The organism is Nonomuraea sp. NPDC049758 (assembly GCF_040674635.1).
In the GTDB taxonomy this organism is placed as follows: domain Bacteria; phylum Actinomycetota; class Actinomycetes; order Streptosporangiales; family Streptosporangiaceae; genus Nonomuraea.
This window is the reverse complement of sequence record NZ_JBFAMZ010000009.1, coordinates 357,769-374,624: the sequence shown is the minus strand read 5'-3', so window position 1 is coordinate 374,624 and position 16,856 is coordinate 357,769. Positions and strand designations below refer to the sequence as shown.

The window sequence follows — 16,856 nt, the reverse complement described above, 5'->3', positions numbered from 1 at the left end:
TTGAAAATTTCGTCATTGCTACTGGGACCCCTGGTGCCGGGAGATCCCCGCAGCGAGATCCGCACGACATTCTGGCGGCCGTCACGCCCCACCCGGCGACCCACATGCGGAGCTGTCACGGGACGATCTGTCGACGGCGTGGAGAAACCGGGTGCCCCAGTTCCTGAGGTGATCGACGAACTCCGGCGATTCCAGCACCTCGAACTCGGCGCCGATGTTGCCCAGGGCCTGCGTGGGCCAGTCCAGGCTGGTGGAGGTCATCGTGAGCCGGCATCGATCGGGGGCGACCGGTTCGATCTCACCCCATTGACCGGCCGTCCGGCGTACCTGTTCCGCCGATGCGTGAACCAGCGCGACCACGGTCTTGGCGGTGGGGACCTGGGCCGCGGTGCGGACGAACGCGGCGGCGTCCCCGCCGGGCAGCGGCCGTGGCAGGAAGGAGGCGCCGGTGTTGCGCGGCCGGGCCAGCCGGTCGAGGCGGAAGCTGCGCCAGTCGTGCCTGGTCAGGTCGTAGGCCACCAGATACCAGCGGCCCCCGAGCGCCACGAGACGATGGGGTTCCACTTCGCGTTCGGTGCGCGCGCCGGCGCGTGCGACGTAGTCGAAGCGCAGCCGTTCCTGGTCCCGGCACGACTGGGCGATCATCGTCAGCACCTCCGCCGGGATCACCGGGCCGGACGAGGCCGCCGAGACGGTCATCGCGCGCAGCGCGTTCACCCGAGCCCGCAGGCGAGGCGGCAGGACCTGCACCACCTTGGTCAACGCGCGCACCGCCGCCTCCTCCAGCCCCGCGATGCCGCTCTGCGCCGCGTCTCCCATGCCGACTGCCAGCGCGACCCCTTCTTCGTCGTCGAGCAGCAACGGCGGCAGCACGGCCCCGGGCGCCAGCTGGTAGCCGCCGTCGGTGCCTCGGGAGGCGTGCACGGGATAGCCCAGCTCGCGCAGGCGATCGACATCGCGGCGAAGTGTGCGTTCCGACACGCCGAGCCGCTCGGCCAGATCCGCGCCCGGCCAGTGGCGGTGCGTCTGCAGCAACGACAGCAGGGTGAGGGTGCGGGAACTGGTGTTGGCCATATCGCCATTATCGGGATACTTCCGGTCAGAAACTGGCCGGAAGCCTCCCTAGGGTGATCAGCATGATCACTCAAGAGGTTCAGTTGACCGCCCAGATCGCCGCCGTCCCGGCCCCCGAGCACTTCACCGTCGCGCCCGCCGAGATCGAGGGGGAGGTCGTGGTCCGTACCGACTATCTGGGGCTGGCCGCCACCTATCTCGAACTCATGCGCGCCGACTGCCACCTTCCGATCCCGGCCTGGCAGCCCGGGCGGCGGGTGGGCGTCATGGCGATCGGCAGCGTGCTGCGTTCGGCGAGCCCTGACCTGCGGGAGGGCGACCTGGTCCAGTCGATGAGCGGCTGGAGCACGCACTCGGCTGGACCGGCGGCCTCCTACGTCAAGCTCGACCCGGACGCCTATCCCGACCCGAGCTACCACCTGGCCCAGGGCCCGACCGCCTACCACGGCGTCGCGGACGTGGCCAAGGTCGGCGAGGGCGACGTCGTCTTCGTCTCCGGCGCGGCCGGCGGTGTCGGCTCGCTGGCCGGGCAGATCGCCCGCAACCTGGGCGCCAGGAAGGTGATCGGCAGCGCGGGCAGCCAGGCCAAGGCCGACTACCTCGTGGACGAACTCGGCTTCGACGCCGCCTTCGACTACCACCACGACCCGGTCGCCGCGCTCAAGGAGCTGGCCCCGGAGGGCATCACCGTCTTCTTCGACACCGTCGGCGGCGCGTTGTACGACGCCGCGCTCGAAGTCGCCGCGCCGGGCGCCAGGTTCGCCCTGTGCGGATCGTTGTCCACCCAGCTCGGCGCCGCCGCCGACCGCTTCCCCGCGCCCGACCGCGACGCCGCCCTGGCCAGGGACGTCGAGCTGCTGCCGTTCTCCTGCCACCACACCCCCGACCAGATCGCCGCCTGGCACCGCCACTTCCGCACAGCGCTCGGCCAGGGCCGGTTCGTCTACCCGCGGACCGTCGTCGAGACCGGCATCGACGGCGTGCCCGGCGCGTTCCTGGCCCTGCTGCGCGGCGAGTACCGCGGCAACGTCTCGGTGCGGCTGGTATGACCGTCCTGTCCCGCCGGGCGCTCAACCGGGCCCTGCTCCAACGGCAGTTCCTGCTGGAGCGGGCCGACCTGACGGCTCTGGAGATGATCGGCCGCCTGGTCGCCATGCAGGCGCAGGAGCCGAACTGGCCCTACGTCGGCCTGTGGGCCCGCATCCGCGACTTCACCCACGCCGACCTCACCGCCCTGCTCGCCCAGGGACGGGTCGTGCGGTCCGGTTTCCTGCGCAGCACGATGCACCTCTCCGCGGCCGACGACTTCCGTCGGCTGCGGCCGGTGCTGCAGCCCGTCCTGAACCGCACCGCCGACTCGGCGCACTTCCGGCGCAACAACGCCGGACTCGACCCCGAAACGCTGGTGGCCGAGGGACGCGCCCTGCTGCGGACCGGGCCGCTGCCCAGGAAGGAGCTCGCCGGGCACCTCGCGTCCCTCCACCCGGGCCTCGACAGCCGAGTCCTGGCGGGTGAGGTCGAGCTGCGCACCCCGCTCGTCCACGATCCGGCCACCGCGTCCTGGGGCGGGTGGGGGACCCGCTCGTCGATCATCGTCAGCGCCGCGCCGGTCGAGGCACCGCAGCCCGCCGCGCTCCGCGACCTGGTTCGCCGCTACCTGGCCGCCTTCGGGCCCGCCACAGTGGCGGACGTCCAGGCGTGGTGCGGGCTGACCCGGCTGGACGAGATCGTCTCGGACATGGGCCCGGACCTGCGCCACTACACCGGCCCCGACGGCCGGCGTCTGCTCGACCTGCCCGACGTCCCGCTCCCTGACCCCGACACCCCCGCGCCGGTGCGGCTGCTGCCCGCCTACGACAACGCCCTCCTGGGCCACGCCGACCGCAGCCGCATCATCGCCGACGCCGACCGCAAGCACGTCACCCCCGGCCAGGCGAGGGTGCTGCCCACCGTGCTCGTTGACGGCTACGTCCGCGGCACCTGGTCCTTCACCGCAGGTGACGTACGACTGGCACCGTTCGGCAGCTTCTCCCGGGACGAACAGCAGGCAGTGGACGACGAGATCAGCCGCCTGCTGCCGTTCCTGTCACGCCGCTGAACGCGACGACCAGTGCACCAAGTCAGAGTTTCCGGGAGAAGACGGCATCCTTCATACATTCGTTGATCTCGGGTCAATTGTCGGCGAGGGCAGGCTTTCGGGCGCGTCCTTCAGGGGAGAGTCGCGGCCGTTCGAACGGGCGTCACAGGACGGTCAGGTGGCCGTACCTGGACAGGGTCGCGGCGAGGTCGCCGGAGGTGCCGCGGAGTGTGGCGTCCAGGAAGGCGACGGTGGCGGCCGCGGTGATGCGCGGCCCGGCGGTCCGGCCGAGAGAGCCGATGAGCGCGGGCAGAGGCGGCATGAAGAGCGGCGCGTCGGTGAAGGTGAGGTGCGCCGTGCCGGGGACGGTGAGCCGGTAGCCGGTCGCCGTGCTGAGCTGGAGCACCCGCGTGAGGCGCGGGATGTAGTCCGGCGTCTCGCCCGGTTCGACGTCGTGGGTGAGCGCGAGCACGGGCTGGTGGAACGGTTGTTCGGCGGGGTCGCAGGGGAAGCCGTCCAGGTCGATGACGGCCGCGAAGCGGGGGTCCTGGCGGGCGGCCTGCAGGGCGGCGGCGCCCCCGAGGGAGTGACCGGTCGCCGCGGCGCGGCGGACGTCGAGGCGTCCGCTCAGGAGGCCCGGGATCTCTCCACGGTCCAGGCGGCCGAGCTGGGTGAGGACGAAGCTGAGGTCTGCGGCCCTGACCGCCGTCCATCCCGCCGCGCGTCTGTTGTCCTCCGCCTGGTCGCCGGTGGCCGCGACCTGCGTGCGAACCGCGCGGCCGTCGGCGAGGGTGACGACGGCCGAGTCGTACGGGTGGTCGAGTGCGGCCACGACGTACCCGCGGCCGGCCAGTTCCTCGGCCCAGGCGGTGTTCTGGGTGCGCACACCTCCGAGCCCGGGCGAGAACAGCACCAAGGGGAACCGGCCCCCGCCGGCCACCGGCGCATCGGGCACCGAACGCGTGCGGGCGCGTGCCGGCTCGTCCAGAACGAAGGCGGGAAGGCCCAGGTAGCCGGCCTCGCCACGGGCGACGACCTGTGCTTCGCGTGCCGTGCGGCCGAGGTACCGCGCGCGCTCGGCGGCCGGGGGGACCTCCTGCGCGGGATACCAGAGCTGGACGACGACCACCCGCTTGTCATCGGTCCTGGACGTGGCGGCTTCCGCCCGATCAGCGTCGGTCCACTGCACGACGGTGGTGCCGACGGTGTGGGCGCCCGACGGCTCGGGGAACACGGGCAGGGGCAGCGCCCACGCCGCCGTCGCGCCCACGACGACCAGCGCCAGGCAGGCCGCCGACCCCGGCAGCGCCAGCCACCATCGAGCCCGCCGCTCGGCACGCCACCCCAGCACTGACGGCGCGGCGAACGCCAGCGCGATGCCCCCGCCTGCGAGGACGGGGAGGAGCTGCCAGCGGATCCCGAGCACGGCCAGCACGCTCGCGGACACCACGAGGGCCGCCGCACCGGCCAGGATCGACGGCCGGCGCGCTCCGGACGGCAGCCAGCGGGCCAGCACCAGCACGACGGCGGCTGTCAGGGCCAGAAGCTCCACGAGGGACAGGCCGAACACGGTCACGTTCATGTGATCACGGTGTCGCAATGACCGCGGCCGGACATCGGGCCCGAGGCCGAGAGCCGCATGCGACCCCGGTCTGACCTCCGCAGCGTGTCTGCGACCGGAGTCGCAAGCGGCCGCGCCGCGGCGATCAGGCGTGCCGGCCGAGGAACGCCGCCCGGTTCTCCTCGGCCCAGGAGGCGAACGTCCGCGCGGGCGAGCGGGTCAGTTCCTCCACCGCCGGGGTGAGCTCGATCGGACGGCCGTCGCAGCTCTGCCAGTAGTCCAGCAGGGCGTCCGCGAAGGCCGCGTCCATGTACTGTGCCATTTCGGCCGTCCACTCCTGCCTGGTGACAGGCGTGATCGCGATGTCCCGCCCGGTGACGTGGGAGAGGATCTCGATCTGGTCGGTGAACGTGAGCGACTGGGGTCCGGTCAGTGTGTACGCTCTGCCGCCGAGGGCGGGGTCGGCCAGAACGGCGGCCGCCACCGCCGCGATGTCCGCCTCGTGGATGGCGTCGACGTGTGCGTGCGGGTAGGGCAGGTTGATCGGCGTCCCCGACTTGATGGCCCATGACCACGCCATCGCGTTGCCGCAGAAGGTGCCGGGTCGCAGAACGGTGCTCGGCACGGGCGAGGCGGCCAGGGCGCGTTCCGGGACGAGATGCGTGGCGGCCAAGGGGTTGCTGTCGGGATCGGGCATGAGCACGGCGGCCGAGGACAGCAGCACGACATGCTCGACCCCGGCCGCCTCGGCCGCCGCGGCGAACTCCTGCGCGTGCGACGGCTCGGCGTACAGGAACACCGAGGTCACGCCTGCGAGCGCACGGTCAAAAGTGGACGGATCGCCCAGGTCGCACCTGACGACGGACGGGTCGGCGGGGGCCTTGGAGGCCGGCCGTACAGAAAAGCCCTGCTCGCGCAGGAGCCCGATGAGGGCGGTCGCGACGGCGCCGCGAGCGCCGGTGACAAGAATGGTCATGTCGGTGCAGATCCCTTCGCAGACTCTTCGCGACGTGAGCGCGACGCCTGTCGATAGAATGAAAGCGCGACACAGAGGTTGCGTCGCGCAAGTATTGCGTGACGAACATTATGAGGAGTACGGAGCCGCACGTGTCAAATCGAGCCGAGATGCTCAAGCGCATCAGCGACGAGAGCCAGCGCCACTACGCGGCCTACACCCTGTTCAACCAGGCCATGGCCGACCGGCTCGGCCTCCACCCCACCGACCTGCAATGCGTGGCCCTGCTCGATCTGGAGCAGGGGCCGGTCAGCACCGGCGAGATCGCCCGCCTGGCCGGACTCACCCCCGGCTCGGCCACCCGCCTGGTCGACCGCCTGGACAAGGCGGGTCTCGTCGTACGGCACGCCGACCCGGCCGACCGCAGGCGCGCCCTGGTCGCCCTGACCCCGGAGGCCCGCGCGCGGATCGGTGCAGCTTGGGACGTTCCCGGCAGGGCGTTCGTCGAGATGCTCGACCATTACGACGACGACGCGCTCGCCCTGATCGCCGACTATCTGGAGCGGGCCGCCTCGGTGGGCCGTGCGCAGGCGCAGCGTCTCACGACGTCCGCCTAGAGCGCGATGCGGAGGCGTCCGGGCCGGCCGGTTCGGATGGGTGGCAGGCCCCGGCGAGGAAGATCGGACGGGAGATCCCCGGAGCATGTCCGATCCGTACAAGCCCGATGCCGACCTCGCTGAATATCGTCACGGCTGTGCGCCTCGGCGGGCGTATGAGGACGGCCGGAAATGGACCGTCCGGATCGTTGTGCCCAAGTGAGATCTGGTTGAGACGGAGTGCTCGTGAACATTGGAATCGGTCTGCCGATCGCCGTTCCAGGACGTCCTGCGCGGGAGGTCAAGCAGTGGGCGGAGGACAGCGAGCACCTCGGCTTCCACTCCCTGGGATCCATCGACCGCCTGGTCTACGACATCCTGGACCCGCTGGTCGCCCTCGGCATCGCCGCGGCGGTGACCGAGCGCGTCCAGCTGTTCACCAGCGTGCTGAACGTCGGATGGCGGGGCAACCCGATCCTGTTCGCCAAGCAGCTCGCCACCGTCGACCTGATCTCGCAGGGCCGGCTCACGGCGGGCCTGGGCATCGGGGGCTGGCCGGACGACTTCGCCCTCAGCGGCGCTCCCGACAAGGGCCACGGCAAGCTCTTCGACGACACCCTGACCGAAATGCGCCGCGTTTGGGACGGTGAGGTCACCAGCATCTCCGGCCCGACGCCGCTGCCCGGCGAGGGCCGTCCCAAGCTGCTCATCGGTGGCCTGATCCCCGCGGGCTATGCCCGCGCCGCCCGCTTCGGCGACGGCTGGGTGGCGCCGACACTGGGCCTGGACCTGCTGGTGAACGGCGTCCAAGGCGTCACCGAGGCATGGGCCACGGCTGAGCGGCCCGGCAGGCCGCACATCCTCACCGGCCGCTACTTCTGCTGCGGTCCCGAGGCCGTCCGGCTCACCGACGATTACGTGGCCCACTACTACGGGTCCAAGGAGTCGCCGTACTACGAGTCGGTCCGCGCCGACTCGCTCGACTCCGACGAACGCCTGCTCAAGGAGCTGATCGCGCTGTCGGACGCGGGCGTCGACGACCTGGTGCTCTACCCGGTCAGCAGTTCCCTGGACCAGGTCCACCTGCTGGCCGAGGCGCTGGAGCGGGTGGGGGCCCGGCGGAACCCGACCTTCGAGTTCACCACGGGCTGACCTGGACCGCGCCACCTGAACGACGACACGTGAGGACATGCCGGTGATCGAGCAGACCCAGCCGACGGGTGGCCCCGCTCTGACCGCCGGGGCGGTGATGGGACTCGCCGACAGCGTCAAGGGTGCGGTCCTCCTCCCCGGCGACCCGGGGTACACCGATGAGGCGGAGGGCTTCGACCGCTCCGTCGTCCACCACCCGGCCGCCGCGCCTGCCGAACGCGGTCGCGCGCACCGCCGCCCAGTTCCAGCTGTACTCCGCCGGTGTCCTCGGCATCGGCGAGGACGAGGCCGTCCACGCCGGGCACGACCGGGTCGTCCAGACCCTCGCCCCATGGAACAGCGGGATGCGCACGCTCAACTTCATGGCGGGCGTCGCCCACACCGATCCGGAGGACGTGCGGCAGGCGTTCACATCGGAGGCGTACGAGCGGCTGGTCGCCGTCAAGACGGCCCACGACCCCGGCAACATGTTCCGCTTCAACCACAACATCCCGCCGGCGGCCGAAGGGGGTCGTGGCTGAAACGGTTTGTCGAGGTCCTTCAGGAGGCTGCGGCCGAGCCCGCAGTCGGCGAACGGGGATGCGCCGGAGTTTCCGATGGCGACGGCGATCGTCCGCCTGCCGGAACAGCAGCGATATTCACTCCGCAATCGCCCGGCGTCCCATACCGGTATTGGACGCCACAAGATCTGTTCTGATCTGCTGGACCGGCATCGACGTCCCTCTGGGCCGATCGGATCAGGATCTGTGCCCGTGAAAGAGCAGGTGTTCGACCATGTCCTTCGGGCAGTCCGTCCCATCCCGCCGTGCGTTGCTGGCCGCCGCGGCCCTCCTCCCGCTGGCCGGCCGCCCGGCCGAAGCCGCCACCGCCCCCAGGCGTGCTCAGCACTACTACGACCGCGCGGCCGCGCTGGCCGGGGACGACCCGGTCCTGCGGGCCCTGGTCAAGGCGCTCGCGCCCGACCTCACGATGCCGGAGCCGAAGCCCCTCGGCCCGTTGCGCATCTTCGACGACGTGGCGGTGGTGGGCACCACCTTCGTGCAGGCCACGGCGCTGTTCACCTCAGGGGGCATCGTTCTCATCGACGCGATGGGTTCCCCGGACGACGCCGAGAAGATCATCGTCCCGGGGCTGCGCGCCGTGGGCGCGGACCCCGCCCAGATCAAGTACGTGGTGGTCGCCCACGGCCACGCCGATCACTTCGGCGGCGCCCAGTTCCTCGCCGACCGCTACGGCGCCCGCGTCATGATGAGCCGGAGCGACTGGGACCTCATCGCCGCCGGACGTCCCGCGAACGCGCCCGAACGCGACCTGGAGATCGCCGACGGCCAGAAGCTCACCGTCGGCGGCACCACCATCGCCTTCCACCACACGCCCGGGCACACGCCCGGCACCGTCTCGTCGATCTTCCCCGTGCACTGGAGGGGACGGCGGCACACCGCGATGTTCTGGGGCGGCACCAACCCGCCCGCCGCGACCGCCGACAAGCGCACCACCCTGGCCTCCGTGCTCGCCTTCGCCGCCACGATGCGGCGGGCGGGGGTGGTGGTCGAGCTGACCAACCACGGCGGCGTAGACGACGGCCTGACTCGCATCGAGCAGTTGCGCGCCGGAACGACGGGCGCGGCCAACCCGTTCGTCATCGGCCGGGCCAGGACGCAGCGCTTCATGAAGGTCATGGAGGTCATGATGCGCGGCCGCATCGCCCAGGACGAGGAGACGTCCGCCGCACGCGGCCGACCGGCCCCCGCCTGCTGCTGACCGGCGCCCGCCCGCACAGATCCCCGCTCGCCCGTGGCCCCGGGGCTCCGGCGGCCTGTGGGCACTCGCTAGCGGGACGTCCCGTCGCCCTCGCTTCTTCCGGCGAGGCTCTGGAGCTGCCCTTCGTGCACGCTGCTCACCCACTCCCAGCCCGGTTCGGCCGCCGGGCCGATCCGCGGATCGGCGGAGACGTGGCCGTTCCGCAACCCGAGCACGTACGCCCGATCCTGCGCGATCCGCGCCTTCACCTGGTCGGACCCGCCGACGGAACCATGGCCGGGGACGACGACGTCAACGCCGCCCGCCACGTCCTCCAGCAGCCGGAGCGCGGTGAGGTAGTCCTCGATCGGGTCGGCGGTGCCGTCCAGGTCGAGCATCGGGACCAGGACGTCGGACAGCATGTCGCCGGCGACGAGAACCCCGCGGTCCTCGATCAACAGCGCCGCATGGCCGGGGGCGTGTGCCTGATGCTCGATGATCCGGATCTCGGGGCCGTCCCAGGGGATCTGCGTGGTTCCGGCGGGCAGGCCGGTGATGAGGCCGAGCAGGTCCATGGGTACCTGGCCGGCGATCTCCGTCTCCAGCAGGTGGTCGGCGACGCGGGCCTTCGCGGCTTCGTCCGGCAGCTGCTCCCTGACGGTGGCCGCGCAGCGCGCCGTGCCGTAACGGGGCGCGTCGCCGAGCCGGGCGTGCCAGAGCAGGTGATCCCAGTCCGGATGGGTGGAAAACCCCGCCACCACGGGCTGGCCTGATTCGGCGAGGTCGTGCGCGAGGCAGTCGAGCTCGGCGCCGGTCACCCCGGGGTCGATGAGCAGCACCCCGGCCCGGCCCCGCACCGCTACGGCGTTGCTCTGCACGAACTCGCTCTCGTGGACCCACACGCCCTCCGCGACCTGCTTCAGCACGAGCTCGCCTCCTTCGCGTCCCGGACGGCGTAGCGATGCATGGTGACGCCCTGCTCGAACGTTCGCTGCTCCAGCAGGTCGAGGTCGATCGGCAGGTCGTAGTCGTCGAACAGCGGCCTGCCGAAGCCGAGGATCGCGGGGTGGGTGAAGAGCAGCAACTCGTCCAGCAGCCCGGCCCGGAGCAGCTGCGTCGCGAGCGTCGCGCCGCCCACGCTGATGCTGCCGTCGGTCTCGGCGCGCAGGGCGGCGAGCTGCTCGATCGCGTCGTCGCCGCCGATGATCCGGGTGTTGTGAGCGGCGCTGCGGCGCGTGCGGGAGACGAGCACCTTGGGCTTGGCGGTCCACATCTCGCCGTACTCACGCATGTAGTCCGGCAACGACGTGTCCTCGCCCGCCCGTGGCCAGTACTCCTCCATGACCTCGTAGTAGACCCGGCCGTGGACCATGAGCGCGAGCGCCCGCATCTGCGCGTTGGCCGCGCGGTGCAGTTCCTCGTCGACACGCAGCCATTCGCCGGCGCCGGCGTCCCCCGGAACCTGCTCGATCCGCAGGTCGAGGGACACCTGCATCGAGTAGACGAAGCGACCCATCAGCTCCTCCTCGGAAAAAGTGCTTGCAGTTTGCAACTACTATAGGAGGAGCGAAAACCCTGTCAAGGAGGAGAGGAATCGTGGAACCACGGTCCGGATGCCCGATCAACGCCGCCGTCGAGGTGCTCGGAGATCGCTGGACGTTGCTCGTGCTGCGCGACGTCATCTTCCACGACCGCCGCCATTTCCGGGCGCTGCTCACCGGGTCGATCGAGGGCATCGCCTCGAACATCCTCGCCGACCGCCTCGTGCGGCTCGTCGAGGCGGGGATCCTCGCCCGCGGCACCGCAGCGCGAGGTCAGCGCGCCCGCTACAGCCTCACCGAAGCCGGCATCCGGACCCTTCCGATCATTTACGCCCTCGGGAACTGGGGCCTCGACTGGCGTCCGGGCAGCGACGACCTCCGGAACCGGCAGCAGGCCATGCGGGACGAGGGCCCGGCGTTCGTCGAGGAGCTCATGGACGAGCTGCGCGTCCGCCACCTCGACGCCCCGCCGAAGCCGCACGACGGCCCCGGCCCGTTCGAACGCCTCGACGCCGCCCGCGCCCCGGCCGCCCCGCAAGATCACGTCGGCCAACGGTGACCGCACCACCTCGACAACCGCTCGCGAGCCGTCCGCGAGCACCACGGGCCGCGCTTGGCCGCGCTTGCCGGTCGGCGGCTGAGATGAGCTGTCGATCGGCTGGAGTCGTTCGTCGGCCGGGAACTGCGCGAGGTCGCCCTGCTCGAATGGCACCGGCTGGGCCGTGGCGTGCAGCCGTCCTGGGTCGGACGCCGGAACGTCCGCATCCATGGACGGGGGCAAGATCAGCCGTTCGGCCGAGGGGGTTGTGGACTCGTGGCCGATGTCGGCATCGACCCGGAACCGCAAGATCAACTGCATGGCACACGACAACCCCAGAAGGCCCGTCCTCGTGGCCGCCGTGGCCGGGCTGCTCGCCCTCACGGCCTCCCTCGCCGGGACACCCGCCGCCGCCGCGGCACCCGGTACGCCGTATCTCCCGAAGCCGGCCGGCCCGCACCGCGTCGGCACGACGTCCCTGCACCTGACCGACGCCGCCCGCCCCGACCCGTGGGTCCCCGCGGCCAGGACGAGGGAGCTCATGGTCTCCCTGTGGTACCCGACGGGTGCGCAGGCCGGGCGGCGAGCGCCGTACGTCACCCCCAAGGAGTCGGAGCTGCTCCTGAAGGGATCGGGGATCAAGGAACTGGAGGACGTCCCGCCGGACGGGCTGAGCCGCACCCGTACGAACGCCCTCGAAGACGCCGAGCCCTCGGGACGCCGGCGCAGCCTGCCGCTCGTGGTGCTGTCGCCCGGCTTCACCTGGCCGCGCAGTTCGCTCACGGGCCTGGCCGAGGACCTGGCGAGCCGGGGGTACGTGGTCGCCGGCATCGACCACACCTACGAGAACTTCGCCACCACCTTCCCTGACGGGCGGATCGCCACCTGCGCCGCCTGCGCGAACGTCAACGACGACGACTTCGGCCAGAGGGTGATCAGAAGCCGGGCGATCGACACGCGCTTCGTGCTCGACCGGTTGACCGGCCCGCAGCCCGCGTGGAAGGGCGGCGCCCTGATCGATCCGGCCCGGATCGCGATGGCGGGCCAGTCCATCGGCGGCGCCGCCGTCCCGGAGACCATGCTGCAGGACGCCCGGGTACGCGCGGGGATCAACATGGACGGCAGCCTGTTCCTCCCGATCGCCGACGGCGGACTGGCGCGGCCGTTCATGCTGATGGGCGCCCCCTCGAACGACGGCACCTGGCAACGCGACTGGGAACGCCTGACCGGGTGGAAACGCTGGCTGGTGGTGAAGGGGGCGCTGCACCCGTCGTTCACCGACTACGACATGTTGCTCCAGCAGCTCGGCGTCGACCTCGGCAGCGGGCTGAAGGGAACCCGCTCGCTGGACCTCACCCGCAGGTACGTCGCCGCCTTCTTCGACCTGCACCTGCGCGGCCGGCCGCAACCCCTGCTGAACAAGCCCTCCAAGCGATATCCCGAGGTCCTGTTCTGCGCGCCGCCGGCCAAGAACTGCTGACGTGAACGCCTGCGCTCCGGACCGGTGACCACGCACGGCAGTCGGAGCAGCCCTGCCGTCCCGGCGCGGTCATACTGCGATTCGTGACTCTTGAAGAGGTACGTGTCCACCACCGCACCGGGCAATGGTGCTCCGGCGTCCGAACCGGCGACAACATCGTGGCCTACGACGTCGAGATCCTTCCCCCTTGGCGGGTTCCCGGCCGTCCCACGACCGATCGCTGCTTCGTGATCGCCGACGAAGGGGTGCAGATCCGGAGGCCGGTCACCTTCGTGGACGCACTCGAAGGCGGGTGGTACATCGACCTGGTCGAGGTGGAGGAGGCGAGCCCGAACCGGCTGACGGTCCGCGACCTCTACGTGGACATCGTCGTGCCCCCGGCCGGACCCCGCTACGAGGTCCTGGACCTCGACGAGCTCGCCGACGCGCTGCGGGACGGCGTCATCGACGCCGCCACCACGGCCAGGGTGCTGCGCGACACCAGCGTTTCATCGACAGGCATCTGCGCAACCTGAACCAGGATCCGCCGGACTCGTGGCCGGACTTCCCGCCCGCAGCCATTTCGGACCTGGCCGACCTGCCGCCCTTCGACGTCGCGCAGGGCTGAACCAAGGCGTCCTCGGCCCCGAAACGACCGCGCCGCCGCGGAGGAACCCCGCCGGCAGGCCGGTACGGCCATGGTCTAGCGTGATCGCCATGAAGGCGGCTGCTCGGTATTTGTGCTGGTTGGCGTGGGCGCAGAAGGGCCGGGTCGCCTTGGGCGCGACGCTGGGCACCCTGTGGACGGTGGGCCTCACGCTTCCGCCGTACCTGCTGTCGAGGGCGATCGACGACGACCTGGCGCCCGGCTGGGTGCTGGCGCTGCTCGGCGCCGGCCTCGTCAACGCCTGGCTGGCGATGATGCGGCACCGCACGATGACCAAGATCCGGATGGACGCCAACTTCCGCACGGTGCGCGCCCTGGTGGAGCAGATCAACACGCTCGGCGCGGACCTGAACAGGCGCACCTCGGCAGGCGAGGTCGTGACGATCGGCATCGGCGACGTCATCACGATCGCCGCCGCGCTGACGGTGACCGGCCCGGGGGTCGGCGCGGTGATCAGCTATGGGGTGGTGGCGGCGCTGCTGCTGCAGGTCTCCGTGGTGCTGGCCGTGGTGGTGCTGCTCGGCGTGCCGGTGCTGGGGATCGTGCTGGGGCCGCTGCTCGGGCGGTTGATGAAGGTGCAGAACGGCTACCGCGAGAGCCAGGGCAGGCTGACCGCCCGGCTGGTGGACCTGATCGAGGGGCTGCGGGTGCTCAACGCGTTCGGCGGCAAGGGCGCCTACGCCGAGCGTCACCTCGCCGACTCGGCGCGCCTGCGCGAGCAGGGGTACCGGGTGGCGTCGCTGACGAGCTGGATCGGCGCGCTGGGCGTCGGGCTGCCGGCGCTGTTCCTGGCCGCGGTGACCTGGCTGGGCGCCAGGCTGGCCGCGGAAGGCACGATCACGGTGGGGGAGCTGGTCGGCGTGTACGGATACATCGCCATGCTCGTGGTCCCGGTGTCCTTCTTCATCGAGGGCAGCTTCCAGATCAGCCACGGCCTGGTCTCGGCCCGGCAGGTCACCCGCTTCCTCGCGCTGCGGCCCGGCGACCGGCCCCGCTCCACCGAACTGGAGATCACGCCGGGAAGCTTCGTGGGGCTGGTCAGCGCCCGTCCCGAGGAGAGTGCGGCGCTGCTGGAGAGCCTCGGCGGATTCGACGGCACGTCGTTGATCGCCGACCACGACGCCGCGCTGTTCACCGGCACGCTGCGCGAGGTCCTGCAGGGCCGACCCCACGGCCGACGACAACCGGATGGAGAAGGCCCTCGCGGCGGTCGGCGCCGACTGGGTGGCCTCGCTGGACGACGAGCTCGGCCCGCATTCCTCCGGCGGCGAACCCGGCCCCGACCGGGTGCAGCAGCTCGCCCTGGCCCGGGTCATCCTGGCCGACCCGCACACCGTCGTCCTCGACGAGGCGACCGCCATGCTCGACCCACGTACGGCCCGGCGCGCCGAACGGTCGCTGGCGGCGGTGCTGGACGGACGCACGGTGATCGCCATCGCGCACCGGCTGCACACGGCGCGGGACGCGGATCGGGTGGTGGTGATGGAGGGCGGCCGCGTCGTGGAGGTCGGCGCGCACGACGAGCTGGTCGAGGCCGGCGGGGTCTATCAGGGGTTGTGGAACTCCTGGCACGGCTCGCGCCCTTAGCGGGCGGCCTGCCGGGCGTGCCGGTCCTCCGGGCGGAGGACCGGTCCGGCCAGCCGGCCGTGGCCGCGGCGTCCGCGCAGGACTGACAACCCCCCGGTGGCCGTCACGCGTGGCTGGCCACGCGGCCCTCGCCGGCGCTCATCTCGGGCCAGAACTCCCGGTACCGGCCGGAGTGGAAGACGAGCGGCTCGCCCCCGGCCCGCTGGAAGCGTTCCACCGCTCCGACGAGGATGTGGTGGTCGCCGCCGTCGTGGACGCGCTCGGTGCGGCAGACGAAGCTGGCCAGCGTCCCGGCGAGGATGGGCAGCGGCGTGCCGAGCAGCTCCACCCCGGCGAACTTGTCGGCCGCGGGGGTGGCGAAGCGGCTGGACAGGTGGCCCTGGTCGGCGGCCAGGACGTTGACGGCGAACCGCCCGGCCCGCAGGAAGAGCGGTGCGCTGGGCGCCCGGTTCGACAGGCACCACAGCAGCAGCGCCGGATCGAGCGAGACCGACGTGAGGGAGTTGACGGTCACACCGGCCCGCTCCCCGTCGGCGGTCACCGTCGTGATCACCGCCACCCCGGTCGCGAACTGCCCGAAGGCGTCACGGAGCGATCTCATGCCGTCACCCTGCCCAGATAGGTCTCGGCACGGCCGGCGTCCATGAACCACTCGGCGTAGTCGGCCGGGTCGTCGAAGCCGTTGACGAAGCGGGAGGCGATCTCCGGGCGCTGACCGGCGGCGCCCAGCAGCGCCAGGTGGTGCGGCTCGGCCGGCGCGAGCAGGGCGTTGGTCCAGTTCGTGACGTGCTGGGCCTGCGTCCAGAACAGGTCGAAGGTCTGCCGCATCCAGTCGGCGTCGAACGGCCGGTCGCCGCGTTCCACGATGGCCCGCAGGTAGGTGGCGGCGCACTTGGCGGCGTTGTTGCTGCCCTGCCCGGTGATCGGGTCGTTGAGCACCACGACGTCGGCGACGCCGAGCACCGGCGCGCCGGAGGGCAGCACGGCCACCGGACGCCGGACGGTGGGGGCGAAGCGGCCGGTCAGCACCGCGCCGGCGTCGGTGAGCTCGACGCCGGCGCAGCGCTCGGCCTCCCACGGGAAGAAGGTCTCCAGGATCCGGCGGCTGCGGGCCAGGTGCTCGGCGGGGCCGCGGACGTCGCCCCAGCAGTCCATGGGGCCGTCCGGGACGCCCTCGAACACCATGATGTCGCAGGGGCCGGTGTGCGTGAGCGCGGGGAAGACGAAGTACTCGCCCACGCCGGGCAGCAGGTTGAAGCAGACCGCCGAGTGACCGGGACGGGGGGTGAGGCCGTTGACGTAGGTGACGGCCAGCGCGCGCTGCGGGGTGGCGTAGGGGGAGCGGGCGGGGTCGCGTTCGAAGAGCGAGGCGATCTGGCCCTTGCCCGCGGCGACCAGGACCAGGTCGTACCGGGCCGCGTAGCTCTCCAGGTCGTCGGGGGTGGCGTCGTGCAGGACGAGCTTGCCGCCGAGCCGCTCGAACTCGCCCAGCCAGGCCGGCATCTTCAGCCGCTGGTCGACCGAGCGGGCGGGGACGTCCAGCCGCGCCGCCCAGTCGAGGGCCTTGCCGCCCTCCGGGCTCGGGACCGTGAGCGCGATGCCCTCGATGGGCGGGCAGACGTCGGCCCACCAGTCGAGGCCGAGCTCGCGCTCGTGGGCCTGCGCGGTGCCGAACATGGCCTGGCCGGACATCACCCGGCCGTCGCGGATGGACTCGGGGGTGCGGTTGGAGACCACGGTCACGTCGTAACCGTGCTGGAGCAGGCCGATGGCCAGGTGGAGACCGGCCTGGCCGGCGCCGACGATGAGGATGTCGCGCATGGTGGTGTCCTTCTGGTGTGGTGTGGAGGATCTGATCGGCGCCTGACAAGAACGGTACGGGCGGCGCGTGCGCCCGTGCCATCCGCTG

17 protein-coding genes are annotated in these 16,856 nt (G+C 71.7%); 10 read left to right on the top strand and 7 right to left on the bottom strand.

What is annotated here, in order from left to right:
* Positions 1-81: 81 nt before the first annotated feature.
* Positions 82-1,074, bottom strand: coding sequence for a YafY family protein (locus AB0J46_RS25725; RefSeq protein WP_364336141.1), 993 nt, complete (start codon positions 1,072-1,074; stop codon positions 82-84).
* 62 nt (positions 1,075-1,136) lie between these two features.
* Here AB0J46_RS25725 and AB0J46_RS25720 point away from each other — a divergent pair, with 62 nt between their 5' ends.
* Both AB0J46_RS25720 and AB0J46_RS25715 read left to right on the top strand, forming a co-directional pair.
* Positions 1,137-2,123, top strand: coding sequence for an NADP-dependent oxidoreductase (locus AB0J46_RS25720; protein ID WP_364336139.1), 987 nt, complete (start codon positions 1,137-1,139; stop codon positions 2,121-2,123).
* Positions 2,120-3,172: a winged helix DNA-binding domain-containing protein gene (locus AB0J46_RS25715; protein ID WP_364336137.1), complete on the top strand. Its 1,053-nt coding sequence runs from the start codon at positions 2,120-2,122 to the stop codon at positions 3,170-3,172. Before AB0J46_RS25720 ends, AB0J46_RS25715 begins: the two co-directional genes overlap by 4 nt.
* 142 nt (positions 3,173-3,314) lie before the next feature.
* On the opposite strand, the gene AB0J46_RS25710 is transcribed toward AB0J46_RS25715, so the two are convergent.
* Positions 3,315-4,733, bottom strand: a complete 1,419-nt coding sequence (locus AB0J46_RS25710; protein ID WP_364336135.1) for a hypothetical protein — start codon at positions 4,731-4,733, stop codon at positions 3,315-3,317.
* 124 nt (positions 4,734-4,857) lie between these two features.
* On the bottom strand, positions 4,858-5,688 hold the full coding sequence (locus AB0J46_RS25705) for an NAD(P)H-binding protein (protein WP_364336134.1): 831 nt from the start codon (positions 5,686-5,688) through the stop codon (positions 4,858-4,860).
* A gap of 131 nt (positions 5,689-5,819) precedes the next feature.
* On the opposite strand from AB0J46_RS25705, the gene AB0J46_RS25700 reads away from it, so the two are divergent.
* From AB0J46_RS25700 to AB0J46_RS25685, 4 genes are all read left to right on the top strand, one after another.
* Positions 5,820-6,284, top strand: coding sequence for a MarR family transcriptional regulator (locus tag AB0J46_RS25700; RefSeq protein WP_364336132.1), 465 nt, complete (start codon positions 5,820-5,822; stop codon positions 6,282-6,284).
* 225 nt (positions 6,285-6,509) lie between these two features.
* Entirely contained in the window at positions 6,510-7,415 is a 906-nt protein-coding gene (locus AB0J46_RS25695) for an LLM class flavin-dependent oxidoreductase (protein WP_364336130.1), read from the top strand.
* A 158-nt stretch (positions 7,416-7,573) separates the two neighbouring features.
* Positions 7,574-7,936 carry a BBE domain-containing protein gene (locus AB0J46_RS25690; RefSeq protein ID WP_364336128.1) on the top strand — a complete coding sequence of 121 codons (363 nt, stop codon included), beginning with the start codon at positions 7,574-7,576 and terminating at the stop codon, positions 7,934-7,936.
* A 253-nt stretch (positions 7,937-8,189) separates the two neighbouring features.
* Complete coding sequence (locus AB0J46_RS25685; RefSeq protein WP_364336126.1) at positions 8,190-9,176, top strand: MBL fold metallo-hydrolase; 987 nt, start codon at positions 8,190-8,192, stop codon at positions 9,174-9,176.
* 68 nt (positions 9,177-9,244) lie between these two features.
* Here AB0J46_RS25685 and AB0J46_RS25680 read toward each other — a convergent pair whose 3' ends face one another.
* On the bottom strand, positions 9,245-10,081 hold the full coding sequence (locus AB0J46_RS25680) for an MBL fold metallo-hydrolase (RefSeq protein ID WP_364336124.1): 837 nt from the start codon (positions 10,079-10,081) through the stop codon (positions 9,245-9,247).
* Positions 10,075-10,671, bottom strand: coding sequence for a dihydrofolate reductase family protein (locus tag AB0J46_RS25675; protein ID WP_364336123.1), 597 nt, complete (start codon positions 10,669-10,671; stop codon positions 10,075-10,077). Before AB0J46_RS25675 ends, AB0J46_RS25680 begins: the two co-directional genes overlap by 7 nt.
* A gap of 80 nt (positions 10,672-10,751) precedes the next feature.
* Between AB0J46_RS25675 and AB0J46_RS25670 the strand changes: the two genes are divergently transcribed.
* The 4 genes from AB0J46_RS25670 to AB0J46_RS25655 all read left to right on the top strand — a co-directional run bounded on the left by AB0J46_RS25670 (position 10,752) and on the right by AB0J46_RS25655 (position 15,033).
* Positions 10,752-11,255, top strand: a complete 504-nt coding sequence (locus AB0J46_RS25670) for a helix-turn-helix domain-containing protein (protein WP_364336122.1) — start codon at positions 10,752-10,754, stop codon at positions 11,253-11,255.
* A 298-nt stretch (positions 11,256-11,553) separates the two neighbouring features.
* A complete protein-coding gene (locus AB0J46_RS25665; protein WP_364336120.1) occupies positions 11,554-12,714 on the top strand; it encodes an alpha/beta hydrolase in 1,161 nt (386 codons plus the stop codon).
* Between the two features lie 83 nt (positions 12,715-12,797).
* A complete protein-coding gene (locus tag AB0J46_RS25660; protein ID WP_364336118.1) occupies positions 12,798-13,229 on the top strand; it encodes a DUF402 domain-containing protein in 432 nt (143 codons plus the stop codon).
* A gap of 181 nt (positions 13,230-13,410) precedes the next feature.
* Positions 13,411-15,033 (top strand): ABC transporter ATP-binding protein, encoded by a 1,623-nt coding sequence (locus AB0J46_RS25655; RefSeq protein ID WP_364336116.1) that lies wholly within the window; start codon positions 13,411-13,413, stop codon positions 15,031-15,033.
* A 17-nt stretch (positions 15,034-15,050) separates the two neighbouring features.
* Here the strand turns inward: AB0J46_RS25655 and AB0J46_RS25650 are convergent, their stop codons facing one another.
* Both AB0J46_RS25650 and AB0J46_RS25645 read right to left on the bottom strand, forming a co-directional pair.
* Entirely contained in the window at positions 15,051-15,548 is a 498-nt protein-coding gene (locus AB0J46_RS25650) for a flavin reductase family protein (RefSeq protein ID WP_364336114.1), read from the bottom strand.
* Positions 15,545-16,768, bottom strand: a complete 1,224-nt coding sequence (locus tag AB0J46_RS25645) for a styrene monooxygenase/indole monooxygenase family protein (protein WP_364336112.1) — start codon at positions 16,766-16,768, stop codon at positions 15,545-15,547. Before AB0J46_RS25645 ends, AB0J46_RS25650 begins: the two co-directional genes overlap by 4 nt.
* Between the last annotated feature and the right edge of the window lie 88 nt (positions 16,769-16,856).